At 68.8% G+C, this 16714-nt stretch carries 16 protein-coding genes; 15 read left to right on the forward strand and 1 reads right to left on the reverse strand.

The genetic code is table 11. The annotated features are described in order from the left end of the window. Positions 1-92: 92 nt before the first annotated feature. The gene (locus tag ACFORO_RS39415; protein ID WP_377873102.1) at positions 93-551 is read right to left on the reverse strand and encodes a MarR family winged helix-turn-helix transcriptional regulator; all 459 of its coding nucleotides are present in this window, start codon (positions 549-551) and stop codon (positions 93-95) included. A 90-nt stretch (positions 552-641) separates the two neighbouring features. On the opposite strand from ACFORO_RS39415, the gene ACFORO_RS39420 reads away from it, so the two are divergent. The 15 genes from ACFORO_RS39420 to nuoL all read left to right on the forward strand — a co-directional run bounded on the left by ACFORO_RS39420 (position 642) and on the right by nuoL (position 16713). Continuing rightward, complete coding sequence (locus tag ACFORO_RS39420) at positions 642-1289, forward strand: DUF4386 domain-containing protein (RefSeq protein ID WP_377873103.1); 648 nt, start codon at positions 642-644, stop codon at positions 1287-1289. A 10-nt stretch (positions 1290-1299) separates the two neighbouring features. Continuing rightward, entirely contained in the window at positions 1300-1989 is a 690-nt protein-coding gene (locus ACFORO_RS39425) for a demethylmenaquinone methyltransferase (RefSeq protein ID WP_377873104.1), read from the forward strand. Positions 1990-1999: 10 nt separating this feature from the next. Beyond that, entirely contained in the window at positions 2000-3295 is a 1296-nt protein-coding gene (locus ACFORO_RS39430) for a geranylgeranyl reductase family protein (protein WP_377873105.1), read from the forward strand. A gap of 696 nt (positions 3296-3991) precedes the next feature. Then, entirely contained in the window at positions 3992-4402 is a 411-nt protein-coding gene (locus tag ACFORO_RS39435) for an NADH-quinone oxidoreductase subunit A (RefSeq protein WP_354750225.1), read from the forward strand. A gap of 4 nt (positions 4403-4406) precedes the next feature. After that, positions 4407-4955 carry a NuoB/complex I 20 kDa subunit family protein gene (locus tag ACFORO_RS39440; protein ID WP_009072052.1) on the forward strand — a complete coding sequence of 183 codons (549 nt, stop codon included), beginning with the start codon at positions 4407-4409 and terminating at the stop codon, positions 4953-4955. Between the two features lie 6 nt (positions 4956-4961). Continuing rightward, positions 4962-5723 (forward strand): NADH-quinone oxidoreductase subunit C, encoded by a 762-nt coding sequence (locus ACFORO_RS39445; protein ID WP_354750195.1) that lies wholly within the window; start codon positions 4962-4964, stop codon positions 5721-5723. Then, complete coding sequence (locus tag ACFORO_RS39450; protein WP_354750193.1) at positions 5720-7051, forward strand: NADH-quinone oxidoreductase subunit D; 1332 nt, start codon at positions 5720-5722, stop codon at positions 7049-7051. The genes ACFORO_RS39445 and ACFORO_RS39450 overlap by 4 nt, the downstream gene beginning before the upstream one ends. After that, positions 7048-7911: an NADH-quinone oxidoreductase subunit NuoE gene (nuoE, locus tag ACFORO_RS39455; RefSeq protein WP_377873106.1), complete on the forward strand. Its 864-nt coding sequence runs from the start codon at positions 7048-7050 to the stop codon at positions 7909-7911. The genes ACFORO_RS39450 and nuoE overlap by 4 nt, the downstream gene beginning before the upstream one ends. Continuing rightward, positions 7911-9191, forward strand: coding sequence for an NADH-quinone oxidoreductase subunit NuoF (gene nuoF / locus ACFORO_RS39460; RefSeq protein ID WP_354750189.1), 1281 nt, complete (start codon positions 7911-7913; stop codon positions 9189-9191). Before nuoE ends, nuoF begins: the two co-directional genes overlap by 1 nt. Further along, a complete protein-coding gene (locus tag ACFORO_RS39465) occupies positions 9188-11746 on the forward strand; it encodes an NADH-quinone oxidoreductase subunit G (RefSeq protein ID WP_377873107.1) in 2559 nt (852 codons plus the stop codon). The genes nuoF and ACFORO_RS39465 overlap by 4 nt, the downstream gene beginning before the upstream one ends. Then, a complete protein-coding gene (gene nuoH, locus ACFORO_RS39470) occupies positions 11743-13089 on the forward strand; it encodes an NADH-quinone oxidoreductase subunit NuoH (RefSeq protein WP_354750185.1) in 1347 nt (448 codons plus the stop codon). The genes ACFORO_RS39465 and nuoH overlap by 4 nt, the downstream gene beginning before the upstream one ends. Further along, on the forward strand, positions 13076-13621 hold the full coding sequence (gene nuoI, locus ACFORO_RS39475; RefSeq protein WP_182890363.1) for an NADH-quinone oxidoreductase subunit NuoI: 546 nt from the start codon (positions 13076-13078) through the stop codon (positions 13619-13621). The genes nuoH and nuoI overlap by 14 nt, the downstream gene beginning before the upstream one ends. Next, a complete protein-coding gene (locus tag ACFORO_RS39480; RefSeq protein WP_377873108.1) occupies positions 13618-14496 on the forward strand; it encodes an NADH-quinone oxidoreductase subunit J in 879 nt (292 codons plus the stop codon). Before nuoI ends, ACFORO_RS39480 begins: the two co-directional genes overlap by 4 nt. Continuing rightward, a complete protein-coding gene (gene nuoK / locus ACFORO_RS39485) occupies positions 14493-14792 on the forward strand; it encodes an NADH-quinone oxidoreductase subunit NuoK (protein WP_033291119.1) in 300 nt (99 codons plus the stop codon). The genes ACFORO_RS39480 and nuoK overlap by 4 nt, the downstream gene beginning before the upstream one ends. 13 nt (positions 14793-14805) lie before the next feature. Further along, positions 14806-16713 carry an NADH-quinone oxidoreductase subunit L gene (nuoL, locus tag ACFORO_RS39490; RefSeq protein WP_377873109.1) on the forward strand — a complete coding sequence of 636 codons (1908 nt, stop codon included), beginning with the start codon at positions 14806-14808 and terminating at the stop codon, positions 16711-16713. Position 16714 lies beyond the last annotated feature (1 nt).

Consider the following 16714-nt stretch of genomic DNA (forward strand, 5'->3'; position numbering starts at 1 on the left):
CCCGGCAACACCAAGAAAACGGACACCAAAGGTTAAAACTCAAGCTGAGGGAATCAGAGTCAATGAGGGTTCCCCTCACGGACGACGGGCGGTCAGGCGCGGTAGCCGGGGTGGACGCCGGGGGTCAGGTCGTGGTCGGCGGCGACTCGGGCCAGCAGTTCGCGCAGCACTGAGCGTTCCTCTGTGGACAGTGCCGCCATCAGCTCGTCTTCGTGTGCCGCGGCGGCTTTTGCCAGAGCGGCCATCGTTTCCTGGCCTTTGTCGCTGAGGAAAACCGCGTAGAGGCGGCGGTCTTGCGGATTGCGACGGCGTTCGATCAGGCCCTGCTGCTCCAGGCCGTCGACCAAAGCGACGAGCCGGGTCGGCGGCGTGCCCAGTTCGGCGGCCAGCACCTGCTGGCTCTCGCCAGGGCGGCGTGCGATCGCTCGGAGGAGTCCGGTTTGGGGCGGCGTCAGGCCCAGGTCCGCGACGCGTTCGGCGAAGCGCTGGGTCGCGTGTGCGCCCAGCTGGGCCAGCAGGAAGGCGCTGCCGAACGCCGGGGGTCCTTGCATGCCCTGAACCGTATCGCTTGACAATCCATTACACCAGTGTAATCGTTCTATAAGTGAAACTAATTGACCTGGAGGTTTGCCATGACGACCATGACCAGACAGCAGGGCGGCCCGCCGTTGCTGGCACCGGCGCTGGCGTTCGGGGTGCTGACCGTCGCGTCGGCGGTGCTCGGGGCGGCGGGGACGCGGCCGGATTCCAGCGCGGCGGAGGTCGCGGCGTATATCGGCGGCAACCAGGGCGTCGTGCAGCTGCTCGCGTTCGCGGTGTTCGGCGCGTCGGTTCCGCTGGCGGTGTGGGCTGCGACGGCCTATCGCAGGCAGCGGCGGCTCGGGGTCGCGGCGCCGGGAGCGGTGATCGGACTCACCGGTGGCGTGCTGTCCGCGGCGGCGCTCGCGATGAGCGGGCTGATCACCTGGACCGCCGCGCAGGCCGGGGACACGCCTGCGGTGGCGCGGGCGTTGACCAGCCTCGCGTTCGCGTCCGGCGGGCCGGGGTTCGTGGTGCCGCTGGCGTTGCTGATCGCCGGGATCGCGGTGCCCGCGTTGTTCCTGAACCTCTTGCCGCGCTGGCTGTCCGTCGTCGGGCTGGTGGTCGCCGCGGCCGCGGTGCTCGCTTCGCTGTCGCTGCTGACTCCGGCGCTGTATCCGCTGATCCCGGTAGGCCGGTTCGGCGGGCTCGGCTGGCTGATCGCCGCCAGCGTCCTGCTCCCGCGCGACCGTGCGGCACGGACGGACTAATCTCGGACCTATGCCCCGAGCGAGCCTGGACAAGGATCCGCACGAAGTCGCCGCGATGTTCGACGGCGTCGCGTCCGGTTACGACCGGGCGAACTCGTTCATGACGTTCGGGTTCGACCGGCGCTGGCGCACCACCACGGCGCGCGTGCTGGACGCCAAGCCGGGGGAGAAGGTGCTCGACCTGGCGGCGGGCACCGGGGTGTCCACCGTCGAGTACGCGCGCGGCGGCGCCTGGTGCCTCGCCGCCGACTTCTCCGTCGGGATGCTCAAGGCGGGCCTGCACCGGAACGTGCCGATGGTCGCCGCGGACGCGATGTGCCTCCCGTTCGCCGACGACAGCTTCGACGCCGTCACGATCTCGCTCGCGCTGCGGAACTTCGTCGACACCAAGGGCGCGCTCGCGGAGATCCTGCGCGTGGTCAAACCGGGCGGCCGGCTGGTGATCTGCGAGGTCTCGACGCCGTCGTTCGCCCCCATCCGGTTCGTCTACCGGCGGTTCATCCTCAAGCTGCTCACCTGGGTCGGCAGCCGGTCCTCGACGAACCCCGAGGCCTACTCCTACCTGGCCGAATCAATGCTCGCCTGGCCGGACCAGCGCGGGCTCGGCGAGATCATCGCGAGCGCCGGATGGACCGAGGTCGAATGGCTGAACCTCACATTCGGCGTCGTCGCGATCCACCGCGCGACGAAGCCTGCCTAAACTCGGGAGCATGACGACCTCGCGCCGCCGCAGCCCAGACCACGACGCTGAAGTGATCGTGGTCGGGGCGGGACCGGCTGGTTCGACCGTGGCCACCTACCTCGCTCGGGCCGGGGTGGATGTGTTGCTGCTGGAGAAGACTGTCTTTCCGCGCGAGAAGGTGTGCGGGGACGGTCTCACCCCGCGCGGCGTGAAGCAGCTGATCGACCTCGGCCTCGACACCAGCGAAGAGGCGGGCTGGGTGCGCAGCCGCGGCCTGCGCATCCTCACCGGCGACCTGACGCTTGAGTTCGACTGGCCTGATCTGACCGACTACCCGCCTTACGGGGTGTCTCGGACTCGGCATGACTTCGACGACTTGCTCGCCAAGACCGCGGTCAAGGCGGGTGCGCGGCTGTACGAGCGGACCACCGTCACCAGCGCGATCACCAACGCTTCCGGTCGGGTGGTCGGGGTCGAGGCGAAGGTCGGGCCGGAGAAAACTCCCGTCAGTTACCGCGCTCCGTTGGTGCTTGCCTGTGACGGGGTGTCGGCTCGGCTCGCGTTGAGCGTGGGGATCGACAAGAACGAGAAGCGGCCGATGGGGGTCGCGGTGCGGCGGTATTACAAGAGCCCGAAGCACGACGACCCGTTCATCGAGGGCCACCTCGAACTGTGGGACCGCTCCGACCCGCGCGACCCGAAGCTGCTGCCCGGCTACGGCTGGGCGTTCCCGCTGGGCGACGGGACAGTCAACGTCGGGCTCGGAATGCTGTCGACTTCCGCGTCCTTCCGGAACACCGACTACCGCGCGTTGCTGCGGCAGTGGCTCGACGGAACGCCCGAGGAATGGGGCTACCGCGAGGAAAACGCGATCGGCAAGGTCGGCGGCGCCGGGTTGCCGATGGGCTTCAACCGGACTCCGCATTACCGCGACGGGCTGCTGCTGCTCGGCGACGCGGGCGGCATGGTGAGCCCGTTCAACGGCGAGGGAATCTCCGCGGCGATGGAGTCCGCGCAGCTCGCGGCCGAGGCTGTCGTGCAGGCGCTGGCCCGGCCGGAAGGACCGACCCGGGAGCGGGCGTTGGAGGGGTATCCGCGGGCCGTCGGCGAGCTGATGGGCGGGTATTACCGGCTCGGGAACGTGTTCGCGAAGTTGATCGGGAAGCCGAAGATCATGCACGCGGCCACCAAGTACGGGTTGCGGGTCAACAAGCTGCTTCCCTTGGTGTACAAGGGACTTTCCGGCTGCTACGACGCCCGCGGCGGCGATGGGGTCGACCGGCTGATCGCGGCTCTCGCGCGCGCCACGCCCAGCCCGCGCTGACCTCAGCCTGGCGCGCGCTGCCGAGGTACGTGAGGGGAACCCTGAGGGAATCAGAGTCCCTCAGGGTTCCCCTCACGGACTTCCGCCGGAACGAACCGCCGCCCCCGCGCTGCTGAGAAACCCCCAATGTGGCGTTGGGTGCGTCAGATGCACCGAACGCCACATTGGGTGCGTGACATGCACCCAATGCCACATTGGGGCGCTTGGGGCCGGGCGTGACGGGGGCGTGTGAGAGCCGGGTTTCGGGGCGGCACAGGCGTTCCAGGGCCGGAGCATTACCCGGCTGGAGCAATCGGTTGTCCGGCCGGTCAGTGTGATACGTCACAAGATCGAGTCGCCCGGGGGTCTCGGCGCGGTTCTTGAATCGGCCTTTACCGCTGGTCTCGCCATTGCGGGCCGGGGTGGGCCTGGGAAACCCTCCGGTCAAGTTAGGGCCGCCTTAGTCCGCAACCCCTCGGGACAAGAGTGTGACTCACGTCCTACACTCCCCCCATGCTTTGTGAATCGCTTCACAACCGCGACCAGTCGCTTGTGAACTATTTCACAAGCATGCCGTGGTCCGGACACGGGCCGTAAGGGCGCCCTGACCCTCGGCGGTGTGACCCAGCTCCCTTAGGGTGCGCAACCGAGGACTCGGACCACCACCCGAGAACAACCCCGCAGCGGCGCGGAAAGGATGGCGAAGACCCCGTGCTGATGGTGCCCGTGCTGGCGCAGGCCGATCCCGGACCGGCGGCGCCCGGACTGAACGTGTATCTGCCGCTCGTCCTGCTCTTCGTGCTCGCGGCGGGGTTCGCCGTGTTCTCCGTGCTGCTGGGTCCGCTCGTCGGGCCGAAGCGGTACAACCGCGCGAAGTTCGAGGCTTACGAGTGCGGCATCGAACCGTCGCCGCAGCCGCTCGTCGGCGGCGGCCGGATGCCGGTGGCCTACTACATCACGGCCATGCTCTTCATCCTGTTCGACATCGAGATGGTGTTCCTCTACCCGTTCGCGGTGAACGCCAACGCCCTCGGCGTCTTCGGCCTGGTGGAGATCGTGCTGTTCATCGTGACGGTCGGGTTCGCGTACGCCTACGTGTGGCGGCGCGGCGGCCTGGATTGGAACTGAACCCATGGGCCTGGAAGAAAAACTCCCCAACGGCATCCTGCTGGCCAGCCTCGAGGGACTGGTCAACTGGGCACGCAAGAACTCGCTGTGGCCGGCGACCTTCGGGCTCGCCTGCTGCGCGTTCGAGATGATGTCGGTCGGCGGTTCGCGCTACGACATCGCGCGCTTCGGCATGGAGCGGTTCTCCGCCACGCCGCGCCAAGCCGACTTGATGATCGTGGCCGGCCGGGTGACCCAGAAGATGGCCCCGGTGCTGCGCCAGATCTACGACCAGATGGCCGAGCCCAAGTGGGTCCTCTCCATGGGCGTCTGCGCCTCGTCCGGCGGGATGTTCAACAACTACGCCGTCGTGCAGGGCGTCGACCACATCGTGCCGGTCGACATGTACCTGCCCGGCTGCCCGCCGCGGCCGGAGATGCTGCTCGACGCGATCCTCAAGCTGCACGCCAAGATCCAGGACGAGCCGATCAACGCCCGCCGCGCCGCGATCCGCGCGGCCAGCGGGGCCCGTACCGAGCTGATCCCGTCCTCGATCAAGTACGCGAAGAAGTGAGCACCGGTGCCTGAGAACCCCGAAGAGACTCCCGAAACCGGCGGCCCGCAGTCCAGCGCGGAGCGGCCCGAAGCTGGACTCGAAGCGCACGGCCCCGGAGCGGCCGAACCGGTCGTCGCCGGGCGCGAGCGCAAGGGCATGTTCGGTGTCCGCGGCAGCGGGGACACCTCCGGTTACGGCGGCCTGCGGCTGCCCGCGTACAGCCCGCCGCCCGCGGAGCGCCCGTACGGCGGCTGGTTCGACGAGTTCGCCGACGAGTTCATGGCTGCGTTGGCGGACAACAAGATCCCGCCGTCGGCAGTCCTCCAGACCACTGTGGACCGCGGCGAGATCACCTTCTACGTCAGCCGCGAGCACCTCGCCGACATCGCGAAGGTGCTGCGCAACGACCCGGGCTTGCGGTTCGAAATGCTGCTGGCGGTCACCGGCGTCGACTACGGCGTCGATGTTCCGCAGCGGATGCACACGGTCTACGACTTCCTGTCGATGACCTACCGCCGCCGGATCCGGCTCGAGATCACCATGGACATGGACGACCTGCACGTCCCGTCCCTGGTCCCGGTCTACGCGACGGCGGACTGGCACGAGCGCGAGGCCTACGACATGTTCGGCATCGTCTTCGACGGCCACCCCGGGCTGACCCGCATCTTCATGCCCGACGACTGGGACGGCTTCCCCCAGCGCAAGGACTACCCGCTCGGCGGGATCCCGGTCGAATACAAGGGCGCGGAAATCCCGCCGCCGGACCAGCGGAGGTCGTACTCGTGACCATCAACGAAGAAACGACGGAAGCCGAGTACGCGGAAGTCCGGGACACCACCGAAGGCCCCGTCTACCACGTGTCCGGCGGGGACTGGGACGAAGTTCTCGGCGACGCCCAGCACGACGACCGCATGGTCATCAACATGGGCCCGCAGCACCCGTCCACGCACGGCGTGCTCCGGCTCGTGCTGGAACTGGAAGGCGAGACGGTCACGCAGTTGCGCGCGGTCGTCGGCTACCTGCACACCGGCATCGAGAAGAGCGCGGAGTTCCGCAACTGGACCCAGGGCGTCACCTTCGTGACGCGCGCGGACTACCTCGCCCCGCTGTCGAACGAGATGGCCTACTGCCTCGCCGTCGAGAAGCTGCTGGGCGTCAAGGCTCCGCCGCGCGCGGAGATCCTGCGGGTGCTGCTCCTCGAACTCAACCGGATCACCTCGCACCTGGTGTTCATCGCGACCGGCGGCATGGACCTCGGCGCCACCACCGCGATGACGCTCGGCTTCCGCGAGCGCGAAGAAGCCATGCACCTGCTGGAGTACCTGACCGGCCTGCGGATGAACCACGCGTTCATCCGGCCCGGCGGGCTCGCCCAGGACCTGCCGGAGGACTGGGCCGAGAAGGTCCTCGACTTCTGCAAGCTCATGGACAAGCGGCTTCCGTTGTACGACAAGATGTTCACCGGCCAGCCGATCTGGCGCAACCGGCTCAAGGACGTCGGCGTGCTGCCGCTCGACGCGTGCCTCGAACTCGGCGTCACCGGCCCGGTGCTGCGCGCCGCCGGCCTGCCGTGGGACCTGCGCAAGACTGAGCCGTACTCGCGCTACGACGAACTCGAGTTCGACATCCCGACCTCGACCGACGCCGACAGCTGGGCGCGGTATCTGCTGCGGCTGGAGGAAATCCACCAGAGCCTGCGGATCATGAAGCAGGTCGCGAAGATGGCCGAGCCGGGCCCGGTCATGGTGGAGGACAAGAAGATCGCCTGGCCCGCGCAGCTGTCCATCGGCAGCGACGGCATGGGCAACTCGCTCGGCCACGTCAAGAAGATCATGGGCCAGTCGATGGAGTCCCTGATCCACCACTTCAAGCTCGTCACCGAGGGCTTCCACGTGCCGCCGGGCCAGGTCTACGCGCCGGTCGAATCGCCGCGCGGCGAGATCGGCGCGCACCTGGTGTCCGACGGCGGCACCCGCCCGCTGCGCGTGCACCTGCGGGAGCCGAGTTTCGTGAACATGCAGGCGATGCCCGCGATGGCCGAGGGCGGCCTGGTCGCCGACCTGGTCGTCGTGATCGCCTCGATCGACCCGGTTCTGGGGGGAGTTGACCGATGACGAACCCGACTGCAGTCCCGGAGCCGGGGCCGCGCGACGCGACGAAGACGTACGCCGCGGCGGGCTCGGACACCGACGTCGCGGCGATCGCGCCCGACCCGGCGGTCGCCGAGGGAATCCTCGCCGACGCGCCCGCCGTGGACGTGTTCGACGCCGACACGCACCGCGAGGCGAAGGAAATCATCGCCCGCTACCCGATGTCGCGGTCGGCGCTGCTGCCGATGCTGCACCTCGTGCAGTCGGTGCAGGGCTACGTGAGCCAGGAGGGCATCGCCTTCTGCGCACAGCACCTCGACCTGACCGACGCCGAGGTCAGCGCAGTCGCGACGTTCTACACCATGTACAAGCGCCGCCCGTGCGGCGAGCACCTGGTGAGCGTCTGCACCAACACGCTGTGCGCGGCGCTGGGCGGCGACGACATCTACAAGAAGCTCCAGACGCACCTCGGTTCGGCGGAAAAGCCGCTGGGGCACGAGGAAACCGCGGGCACGCCGGGTGAACAGGGCTCGATCACCCTGGAGCACGCGGAATGTCTCGCCGCGTGCGACCTCGGTCCGGTGCTCCAGGTCAACTACGAGTACTTCGACAACCAGACGCCGGAGCAGGCGGTCGCGCTCGTCGACGCGTTGCAGGCAGGCAAAAAGCCCGCCCCGACGCGCGGTGCGGCGCTGACCGACTTCAAGGGCGCGGAGCGGCAGCTCGCCGGGTTCTGGCCGGAGGACGACGCCACCTACCGCAGTGCCGTGGACGGCCCGTCGCAGGCGGTCGAGACCCTGCGCGGCGCGCAAATCGCGGCCGATCGCGGCTGGTCCGCCCCCGGTGCACAGGATGTTCCGCTTCCTGAAGTGGAGAAGAAGTAATGGCCGATCCCATCACTCCGGTCCTCACGAAGCGCTGGCTGTCCCCGGAATCCTGGCGCATCGAGACCTACGAAGCGCTTGAGGGCTACACCGCGGCGCGCAAGGCGCTGGCGGCCACGCCCGAGCAGCTCGTGCAGGTGGTCAAGGACTCCGGTCTGCGCGGTCGAGGCGGCGCGGGTTTCCCGGCGGGCGTGAAGTGGTCGTTCATGCCGCCCAACGAGGACAAGCCGCACTACCTGGTGATCAACGCCGACGAGGGCGAACCCGGTACCTGCAAAGACATTCCGCTGATGATGGCGGACCCGCATTCGCTGCTCGAAGGCTGCATCATCGCCTCGTACGCGATGCGGTCGCACCACTGCTTCATCTACGTCCGGGGCGAGGCGCTGCACTGCATCCGCCGGCTCAACGCGGCCGCGCGCGAGGCGTACGCGAAGGGCTACCTCGGCAAGAACATCTTCGGCAGCGGCTGGGACCTTGAGCTGACTGTGCACGCCGGGGCCGGCGCGTACATCTGCGGCGAGGAAACGGCGCTGCTGGACTCGCTCGAAGGCCGCCGCGGCCAGCCCCGGCTCAAGCCGCCGTTCCCCGCCGCCGCCGGTCTGTACGCCGCGCCGACGACGGTGAACAACGTCGAGACCATCGCGAGCGCGTCGTACATCATCAACTCCGGTTCGTCGTGGTTCCGCGAGATGGGCCGCGAGAAGTCGCCCGGCCCGAAGATCTACTCGATCTCCGGCCACGTCGAGAAGCCCGGCCAGTACGAATGCCCGCTCGGCACCACGCTGCGCGAGTTGCTGGAGCTGGCGGGCGGCATGAAGGACGGCATCCCGCTCAAGTTCTGGACGCCGGGCGGTTCGTCGACGCCGATGTTCACCGCCGAGCACCTCGACGTCCCGCTCGATTTCGAGGGCGCGGCCGAGGCCGGTTCGATGCTCGGCACGACCGCGGTGCAGGTCTTCAACGAGACCGTTTCGGTGCCGTGGGCGGTCATGAAGTGGACGCAGTTCTACGAACACGAGTCCTGCGGCAAGTGCACCCCGTGCCGCGAGGGCACGTACTGGCTGGCGCAGATTCTCGAGCGGATGGTCGAGGGGCACGGCACCGAAGAGGACATCGACACTCTCTTGGACGTGTGCGACAACATCTTCGGCCGCTCGTTCTGCGCGCTCGGCGACGGTGCGGTGTCGCCGATCCAGAGCGGCATCAAGTACTTCCGGGACGAGTTCCTGGCCTTGTGTGAAAGCACTAAGCGCGAATTGGTGGGAGCGCAGGCATGACGATCGCGCCCGACAAGCCCGAGACGGCTGAAACGCCGGTCCCCGAGGGCTACGTCAAGCTGACCATCGACGGCGAAGAGGTCATCGCGCCCAAGGGCGAGTTGCTGATCCGCACCGCCGAGCGGCTCGGCACGAGCATCCCTCGCTTCTGCGACCACCCGCTGCTCGACCCGGCAGGCGCGTGCCGCCAGTGCCTGGTCGAGGTCGAAATGGGCGGCCGTCCGATGCCGAAGCCGCAGGCCTCGTGCACGATGACGGTCGCCGACGGCATGGTGGTCAAGACGCAGCTCACCTCGCCGGTCGCGGACAAGGCGCAGCAGGGCGTGATGGAGCTGCTGCTCATCAACCACCCGCTCGACTGCCCGATCTGCGACAAGGGCGGCGAGTGCCCGCTGCAGAACCAGGCGCTCGCGCACGGCCGCGCGGAATCGCGGTTCGTCGACACGAAGCGCACGTTCCCGAAGCCGCTGCCGATCTCGTCGCAGGTTTTGCTCGACCGGGAACGCTGCGTGCTGTGCCAGCGCTGCACCCGGTTCTCCGACCAGGTGGCGGGCGACCCGTTCATCGCGCTGCTCGAACGCGGCGCGCACCAGCAGATCGGCACCGCGGAAACCGCCGACGTGCTGGACCTCGCCTCCCGCACCACCGGCGGCGAGCCGTTCCAGAGCTACTTCTCCGGCAACGTGATCCAGATCTGCCCGGTCGGCGCCCTCACCAGCGCGGCGTACCGGTTCCGGTCGCGGCCGTTCGACCTGGTGTCGGCGCCGAGCGTGTGCGAGCACTGCTCGTCCGGCTGCGCCGAGCGCACCGACTTCCGGCGCGGCAAGGTCCAGCGCAAGCTGGCCGGCGACGACCCGGAGGTGAACGAGGAATGGCTGTGCGACAAGGGCCGCTTCGCGTTCCGCTACGTGCAAGCCGGTGACCGGATCCGCCGTCCGCTCGTCCGCAATGAGAACGGCGAGCTGGAGGAGGCGTCCTGGACCGACGCGCTCCGGATCGCCTCGGCCGGGCTGCTGAAGGCCCGCGAGGGCAAGGGCGGCGCGGCGCTCACCGGTGGCCGGCTGACCGTCGAGGACGCCTACGCGTACTCGAAGTTCGCCCGGATCGCCTTGCGCACCAACGACATCGACTTCCGCACCCGCGCGCACTCGGACGAGGAGCTGGCGTTCCTCGGCTCGACGGTCGTGGGCACCACGCCGGAGACCGGCGTGACGTTCGGCGAGCTCGAAAGCGCTCGCACGGTGCTGTGCGTGGCGTTCGAGCCCGAGGACGAAGCGCCGATCGTGTTCCTGCGGCTGCGCAAGGCGGCTCGCAAGAACCGCACCCGCGTTGTCCACTTGGGACAGTGGACGACCTCCTCGGTGCGCAAGACCTTCGGCGAACTGCTGGCCTGCGTTCCCGGCGGCGAAGCGGCCGCGGTGGACGGCATCGCGCAGCACGCGGCCGACGTCGACACCGCGCTCAGCGGAGAGGGCGCGGTGATCCTGGTCGGCGAGCGGGCCGCGGAAATCCCCGGTCTGTTCTCCGCGCTGCTGCGGCTCACCGCTCGCACCGGAGCCCGGCTGGCGTGGATCCCGCGCCGCGCGGGCGACCGGGGTGCACTCGAAACCGGTTGTGTCCCCACGCTTCTTCCGGGCGGCCGCTCGGTCGCCGACGACGCGGCTCGCGCCGAGGTCGGCAAGCAGTGGGGCGCCGAGCTTCCGGCCGCGCCGGGCCGCGACGTCACCGGCATCCTCCAGGCCGCCTCGGGCGGACAGCTGGATGCGCTGGTGGTCGGCGGTGTCGACCCCAACGACCTGCCGGACCCGGACCTGGCCCGCCGCGCGCTCGACAACGCCGGGTTCGTGGTCAGCCTGGAACTGCGGGCGAGCGAGGTCACCGAACGGGCCGACGTGGTCCTGCCGATCGCCCCGGCGGTCGAGAAGTCCGGCAGCTACCTCAACTGGGAGGGCCGCCGCCGCGACTTCGCCGCGACGTTGGAGAGCACGGGTTCCCTCTCCGACGGCCGGGTGCTCGACACCCTGGCCGTCGAGATGGACGCCGACCTGTTCACCCAGACCCCGGCCGCCGCGGCCGCCGATTTCGCTCGCCTCGGCAAGCGCCCCAATGTGGCATTGGGTGCATCTGACGCACCCAATGTGGCGTTCGGTGCTCCATCCATGCCCCCGCCGCCGCCCTCAACGGAGGCGCTGCGCGCCGCTGGCTCGCTCAAGGCACCCAATGCCACATTGGGGCGCTCTGAGCCGGGGCAGGGACAGGCGGTGCTCGCCACCTGGCGGCAGCTGATCGACAACGGCTCGCTGCAGGACGACGAACCGCATCTCAAGGGCACCCAGCGGCCGCCGGTCGCGCGGCTTTCGGCGAAGACCGCCGAGGGCCTGGGCGGAACCGTCCGGGTGTCGAACGAGCGCGGGTCGATCACCCTGCCGGTCGAGGTCGCCGACCTGCCGGACGGCGTGGTGTGGCTGCCCGGCAACTCCGACGGCTCGGCCGTCCGCGCCGCACTCGCCGCCGGACACGGCGCGCTCGTGCAGATCTCCGGAGGTGACCAGTGAGCCCGCAGCTCACGCAGTTCCTCGCCGAGTACCCGGACGCGGCCGAACGCGCCCGGCTGCTCGCCGAAGACCCGTGGTGGCTCGTCCTGATCAAGGCGGTCGTGGTCCTCCTGATCGGGCCGGTCCTGACGATCTTCCTGATCGTGTGGGAGCGCAAGGCGATCGGCCGGATGCAGAACCGGCCCGGCCCCAACCGGGTCGGCCCCGGCGGTTACCTGCAGTCGCTCGCCGACGCGGTCAAGCTCCCGTTCAAGGAGCAGATCATCCCGGACACCGCCGACCGCAAGGTGTACTTCCTCGCGCCGGTGCTGTCCGCGGTCCCCGCGCTCATCGCGCTGTCGGCCATCCCGTTCGGCCCGGTCGTCTCGATCTTCGGGCACCGGACGGTGCTGCAGCTGATGGACCTCCCGGTCGGCGTGCTGGTGATCCTCGCCTGCTCGTCGGTCGGCGTGTACGGCATCGTGCTGGCGGGCTGGGCCTCCGGCTCGCCGTACCCGCTGTTCGGCGGCATGCGCTCGGCGGCGCAGGTGATCTCCTACGAGATCGCGATGGGCCTCTCGATCGTCGCGGTGATCCTGTACTCCGGTTCGCTGCAGACCTCGGAAATCGTGCAGGCGCAGGCGCACGGCTGGTACTTCTACATGCTCATCCCGAGCTTCGTGATCTACGTGATCTCGATGGTCGGCGAGACGAACCGCGCGCCGTTCGACCTCCCGGAGGCCGAATCCGAGCTGGTCGGCGGGTTCCACACCGAGTACAACTCGATGAAGTTCGCGATGTTCTTCCTCGCCGAGTACGTCAACATGGTGATCGTCTCGGCGTTCTGCACCACGTTGTTCCTCGGCGGCTGGCGGTTCCCGTTCGTCGGCGACGATTCGGCGCTGAACCAGAACTGGTGGCCGATTCTCTGGTTCTTCGCCAAGACCTTCATCCTGCTGTTCTTCTTCATCTGGCTGCGCGGCACGCTGCCGCGGCTGCGCTACGACCAGTTCATGCGGCTGGGCTGGAAGGTCCTGGTCCCGGTCAACCTCGTGTGGATCGTGGTCGTGGTCGCGATCAAGACGATCCAGTGGAGCTGGCCGCAGATCCTCATCGGGGTCGGCATCGTGCTGGTGGTGCTCGTGCTGCTGAGCCTCGCGCTGCCGGACAAGAAGGTGCCCGAATCGGACTACGTCGACCTGGCCGGAAGCGGCTACCCGCTGCCGCCGCTGGACCTGCGGGTCCCGGACGCGACGCCGCGGCAGAAGGCGCTGGCCAAGGCGGAGGCGAAGGCCGCGCGGCGCAAGCCGGCCGGCGTCACCGCGGCGGCCGCACAGGAAGGAACAGAAGATGGCGGCAACTGACTTCCTCAATCCCATCAAGGGATTCGGCGTCACCTTCGGGATGATGTTCAAGAAGGTCGCGACCGAGGAGTACCCCGAGGCGGGCGCTCCGGCCGCACCGCGCTACCACGGCCGCCACCAGCTCAACCGGCATCCGGACGGGCTGGAGAAGTGCGTCGGCTGCGAGCTGTGCGCGTGGGCGTGCCCGGCGGACGCGATCTTCGTCGAGGGCGGCAACAACACCGACGAAGAGCGGTACTCGCCGGGCGAGCGGTACGGCGCGGACTACCAGATCAACTACCTGCGCTGCATCGGCTGCGGCCTGTGCATCGAGGCGTGCCCGACCCGGTCGCTCACCATGACCAACTTCTACGAGCTCGCCGACGACGACCGGCAGCGGCTCATCTACACCAAGGAAGACCTGCTCGCCCCGCTGCTGCCGGGCATGGAGCAGCCGCCGCACCCGATGCGGCTCGGCGACAACGAGCAGGACTACTACGTGAACGGTCCCGAACTGGCCGCGAACGCGCAGCAGCAGGAGGCGAAGAAGTGATCGCCGCCCTTCTCGCGCAGGCCCCGGCGTCCGGCGTCGACGCGTCCGTGACGACCGGCGAGGCCATCGCGTTCTGGATCCTCGGGCCGCTCTCGCTGCTGGGCGCGCTCGGGATGATCTTCTCCCGCAACGCCGTGCACTCGGCGCTGTGGCTGGTGCTCACGATGCTGACGCTGGGCGCGCTGTACATGACGCAGTCCGCGCCGTTCCTCGGGTTCACCCAGATCATCGTCTACACCGGCGCGATCATGATGCTGTTCCTGTTCGTGCTGATGCTGGTCGGCCGGGACAGCTCGGACTCGGTGGTCGAAGTCCTTCGCGGGCAACGGCTCGCCGCGTCGGTGCTCGGCATCGGGCTCGCCGCGCTGATCGCCGCGGGCGTGTTCCGCGCGATGGTGAACGTGACCCCGGCCAAGCCGCTCGACCCGTACCAGCAGACCGGCGGCGGCCCCGGCGGTCTCGGGCGGCTGATCTTCACCCAGTACCTGTTCCCGTTCGAGCTCACCTCGGCCCTGCTGATCACCGCCGCGCTCGGCGCGATGGTGCTGGCCTTCACCGGCCGCAGCGGCAAGAGCAAGCTCTCCCAGCGCGAACTGGTCAAGATGCGCTTCCGCGGCGAGCACGACCGCCCGTCGCCGCTGCCCGGTCCCGGCGTGTTCGCCACCGCCAGCTCGGTCTCGACCCCGGCGCTGCTGCCGGACGGTTCGGTCGCGCCGGAGTCGCTGTCGGAGATCATCGAGTCCACCTCGGCGATCCGGCTCATGCGCGAGCGCAAGCTCATCTCCGACGAGGGTCCCAAGCCCGACGCGCACGCACTGGTCGGCGGAGCCGAAAAGGCCGCGCCCGCCGAGGAAGAAGAAGGGGACGGAAAGTGACCCCGAGCTACTACCTGCTGCTGTCCGCGCTGCTGTTCTGCATCGGCGCGGTGGGCGTGCTGGTCCGCCGCAACGCGATCGTCGTGTTCATGTGCATCGAGCTGATGCTGAACGCGGTGAACCTGACCCTGGTCACCTTCGCCCGCATCAACGGCGGGCTGCACGGCCAGGTGATGGCGTTCTTCGTGATGGTGGTCGCGGCCGCCGAGGTCGTGGTGGGGCTGGCGATCATCATGGCGATCTTCCGCACCCGCCGCTCGGCCTCGGTCGACGACACGAACCTGCTGAAGTACTGAGGGAGACGACCGAGTGACCGCATCATCGTGGCTGCTGGTGGCCCTTCCCGCCCTCGGCGCCCTGGTTCTGCTGCTATCCGGAAAACGCGCGAAGGCGTGGGGGCACCTGCTCGGCTGTGCCACCGTCACGCTCGCCTTCGTGTACGCCGTGATCCTGTTCTTCTCCACCGACAGCCACTCGGTCACCGACACCAAGATCTACTCGTGGATCCCGGTGACCCAGCTGCAAGTGGACTTCGGCCTGCGCATCGACGCGCTGTCGCTGACGTTCGTGCTGCTGATCACCGGCGTCGGCATGCTGATCCACTTCTATTCGATCGGCTACATGGAAGACGACGAGGGCCGGTACCGCTTCTTCGCGTACCTCAACCTGTTCGTCGCCTCGATGCTGATCCTGGTGCTGGGCAACAGCTTCGTGACGCTGTACCTCGGCTGGGAGGGCGTGGGCCTCGCCTCGTACCTGCTGATCGGCTGGTATCAGAACCGCCCGTCCGCGGCGACCGCGGCGAAGAAGGCGTTCCTGATGAACCGCGTCGGCGACGTCGGGCTCGCGCTGGCGATCTTCCTGATGTTCAAGTACGTCGGATCGACCGGTTACGCGCAGGTCTTCGAGGGCGTGGCGCAGGGCAAGATCCCGCCGGGCGCGATCACCGCCATCGCGATCCTGCTGCTGCTGGGCGCTTGCGGTAAGTCCGGCCAGTTCCCGCTGCAGGCGTGGCTTCCGGACGCGATGGAAGGCCCGACCCCGGTGTCGGCGCTCATCCACGCCGCGACGATGGTCACCGCGGGCGTGTACCTCGTCGCCCGCTCCAACGTCATCTTCACCGCGACGCCGGACGGACGGCTGGTCGTCACGCTCGTCGGCGCGGTCACGCTGCTGCTCGGGTGCATCGTCGGCTGTGCCTACGACGACATCAAGAAGGTGCTCGCGTACTCGACGGTCAGCCAGATCGGCTACATGATGCTGGCGGTCGGCCTCGGGCCGGGCATTTACGCGCTCGGCATCATGCACCTGGTGGCGCACGGCTTCTTCAAGGCCGGGCTGTTCCTCGGGGCCGGTTCGGTCATGCACGGCATGAACGACGAGGTCGACATGCGCAAGTTCGGCGGCCTCGCCAAGAAGATGCCGATCACCTTCGTCACCTTCGGCCTCGGCTACCTGGCGATCATCGGCTTCCCGTTCCTCACCGGGTACTACACGAAGGACGCGATCATCGAGGCGGCGTTCGGCCAGGAAGGCTGGCGCGGCTGGGCTTTCGGGCTCGCGACGGTGCTCGGCGCCGGGCTCACCGCGTTCTACATGACGCGGCTGATGATGATGACCTTCTTCGGCAAGCAGCGCTGGAAGGACATCAAGAGCAGCGACGGACGCGACTTCCACCCGCACGAGTCCAAGCCGATCATGTGGGTCCCGATGGCGATCCTGGCGGTCGGCTCGGTCGGCGCCGGTGCGTTCTTCGCGCTGGGCAACCGGTTCGTGGACTGGCTGGCCCCGGTGGTCGGCGAGCACGCTGAAGCCGAGCACACCCCGATCCCGTCGTGGACGGTCCCGGTGCTCACGCTGGTGCTGGCCGCGCTCGGTGTGCTGCTGGCGGTCTGGCTGTTCCGCCCGTCGCGCGATGTTCCGGTCGAGCGGCCGGAGCGGGTGGCCTGGCCGGTCCGCGCGGCGCGCAAGGACCTGTACGGCAACGCGCTCAACGAAACCCTGGTCGCCCGTCCGGGCACCTGGCTGGCGCGGGCGCTGGTGTACGTGGACAACCGCGGCGTCGACGGCGCGGTGAACGGCCTCGCCGCGGCACTCGGCGGCGGGTCCGGGCGGCTGCGCCGGACGCAGACCGGATTCGTGCGGTCCTACGCACTGTCCATGCTCGGCGGCACGTTCCTGCTTCTCGCGGCCCTTCTGCTGGTGAGGTTCTCCTGAC

Source organism: Amycolatopsis halotolerans (assembly GCF_042647905.1).
Taxonomy (GTDB): domain Bacteria; phylum Actinomycetota; class Actinomycetes; order Mycobacteriales; family Pseudonocardiaceae; genus Amycolatopsis; species Amycolatopsis halotolerans.

Bases quoted from the DNA above. Each gene is read 5' to 3' on its own strand.
- ACFORO_RS39420 (WP_377873103.1), top strand. From the start codon at position 642: ATGACCAGACAGCAGGGCGGCCCGCCGTTGCTGGCACCGGCGCTGGCG.
- ACFORO_RS39440 (WP_009072052.1), top strand. From the start codon at position 4,407: ATGGGCCTGGAAGAAAAACTCCCCAACGGCATCCTGCTGGCCAGCCTC.
- ACFORO_RS39435 (WP_354750225.1), top strand. From the start codon at position 3,992: ATGGTGCCCGTGCTGGCGCAGGCCGATCCCGGACCGGCGGCGCCCGGA.
- nuoI (WP_182890363.1), top strand. From the start codon at position 13,076: ATGGCGGCAACTGACTTCCTCAATCCCATCAAGGGATTCGGCGTCACC.
- ACFORO_RS39430 (WP_377873105.1), top strand. From the start codon at position 2,000: ATGACGACCTCGCGCCGCCGCAGCCCAGACCACGACGCTGAAGTGATC.
- nuoF (WP_354750189.1), top strand. From the start codon at position 7,911: ATGGCCGATCCCATCACTCCGGTCCTCACGAAGCGCTGGCTGTCCCCG.
- ACFORO_RS39465 (WP_377873107.1), top strand. From the start codon at position 9,188: ATGACGATCGCGCCCGACAAGCCCGAGACGGCTGAAACGCCGGTCCCC.
- nuoE (WP_377873106.1), top strand. From the start codon at position 7,048: ATGACGAACCCGACTGCAGTCCCGGAGCCGGGGCCGCGCGACGCGACG.
- ACFORO_RS39425 (WP_377873104.1), top strand. From the start codon at position 1,300: ATGCCCCGAGCGAGCCTGGACAAGGATCCGCACGAAGTCGCCGCGATG.
- ACFORO_RS39415 (WP_377873102.1), bottom strand. From the start codon at position 551: ATGCAAGGACCCCCGGCGTTCGGCAGCGCCTTCCTGCTGGCCCAGCTG.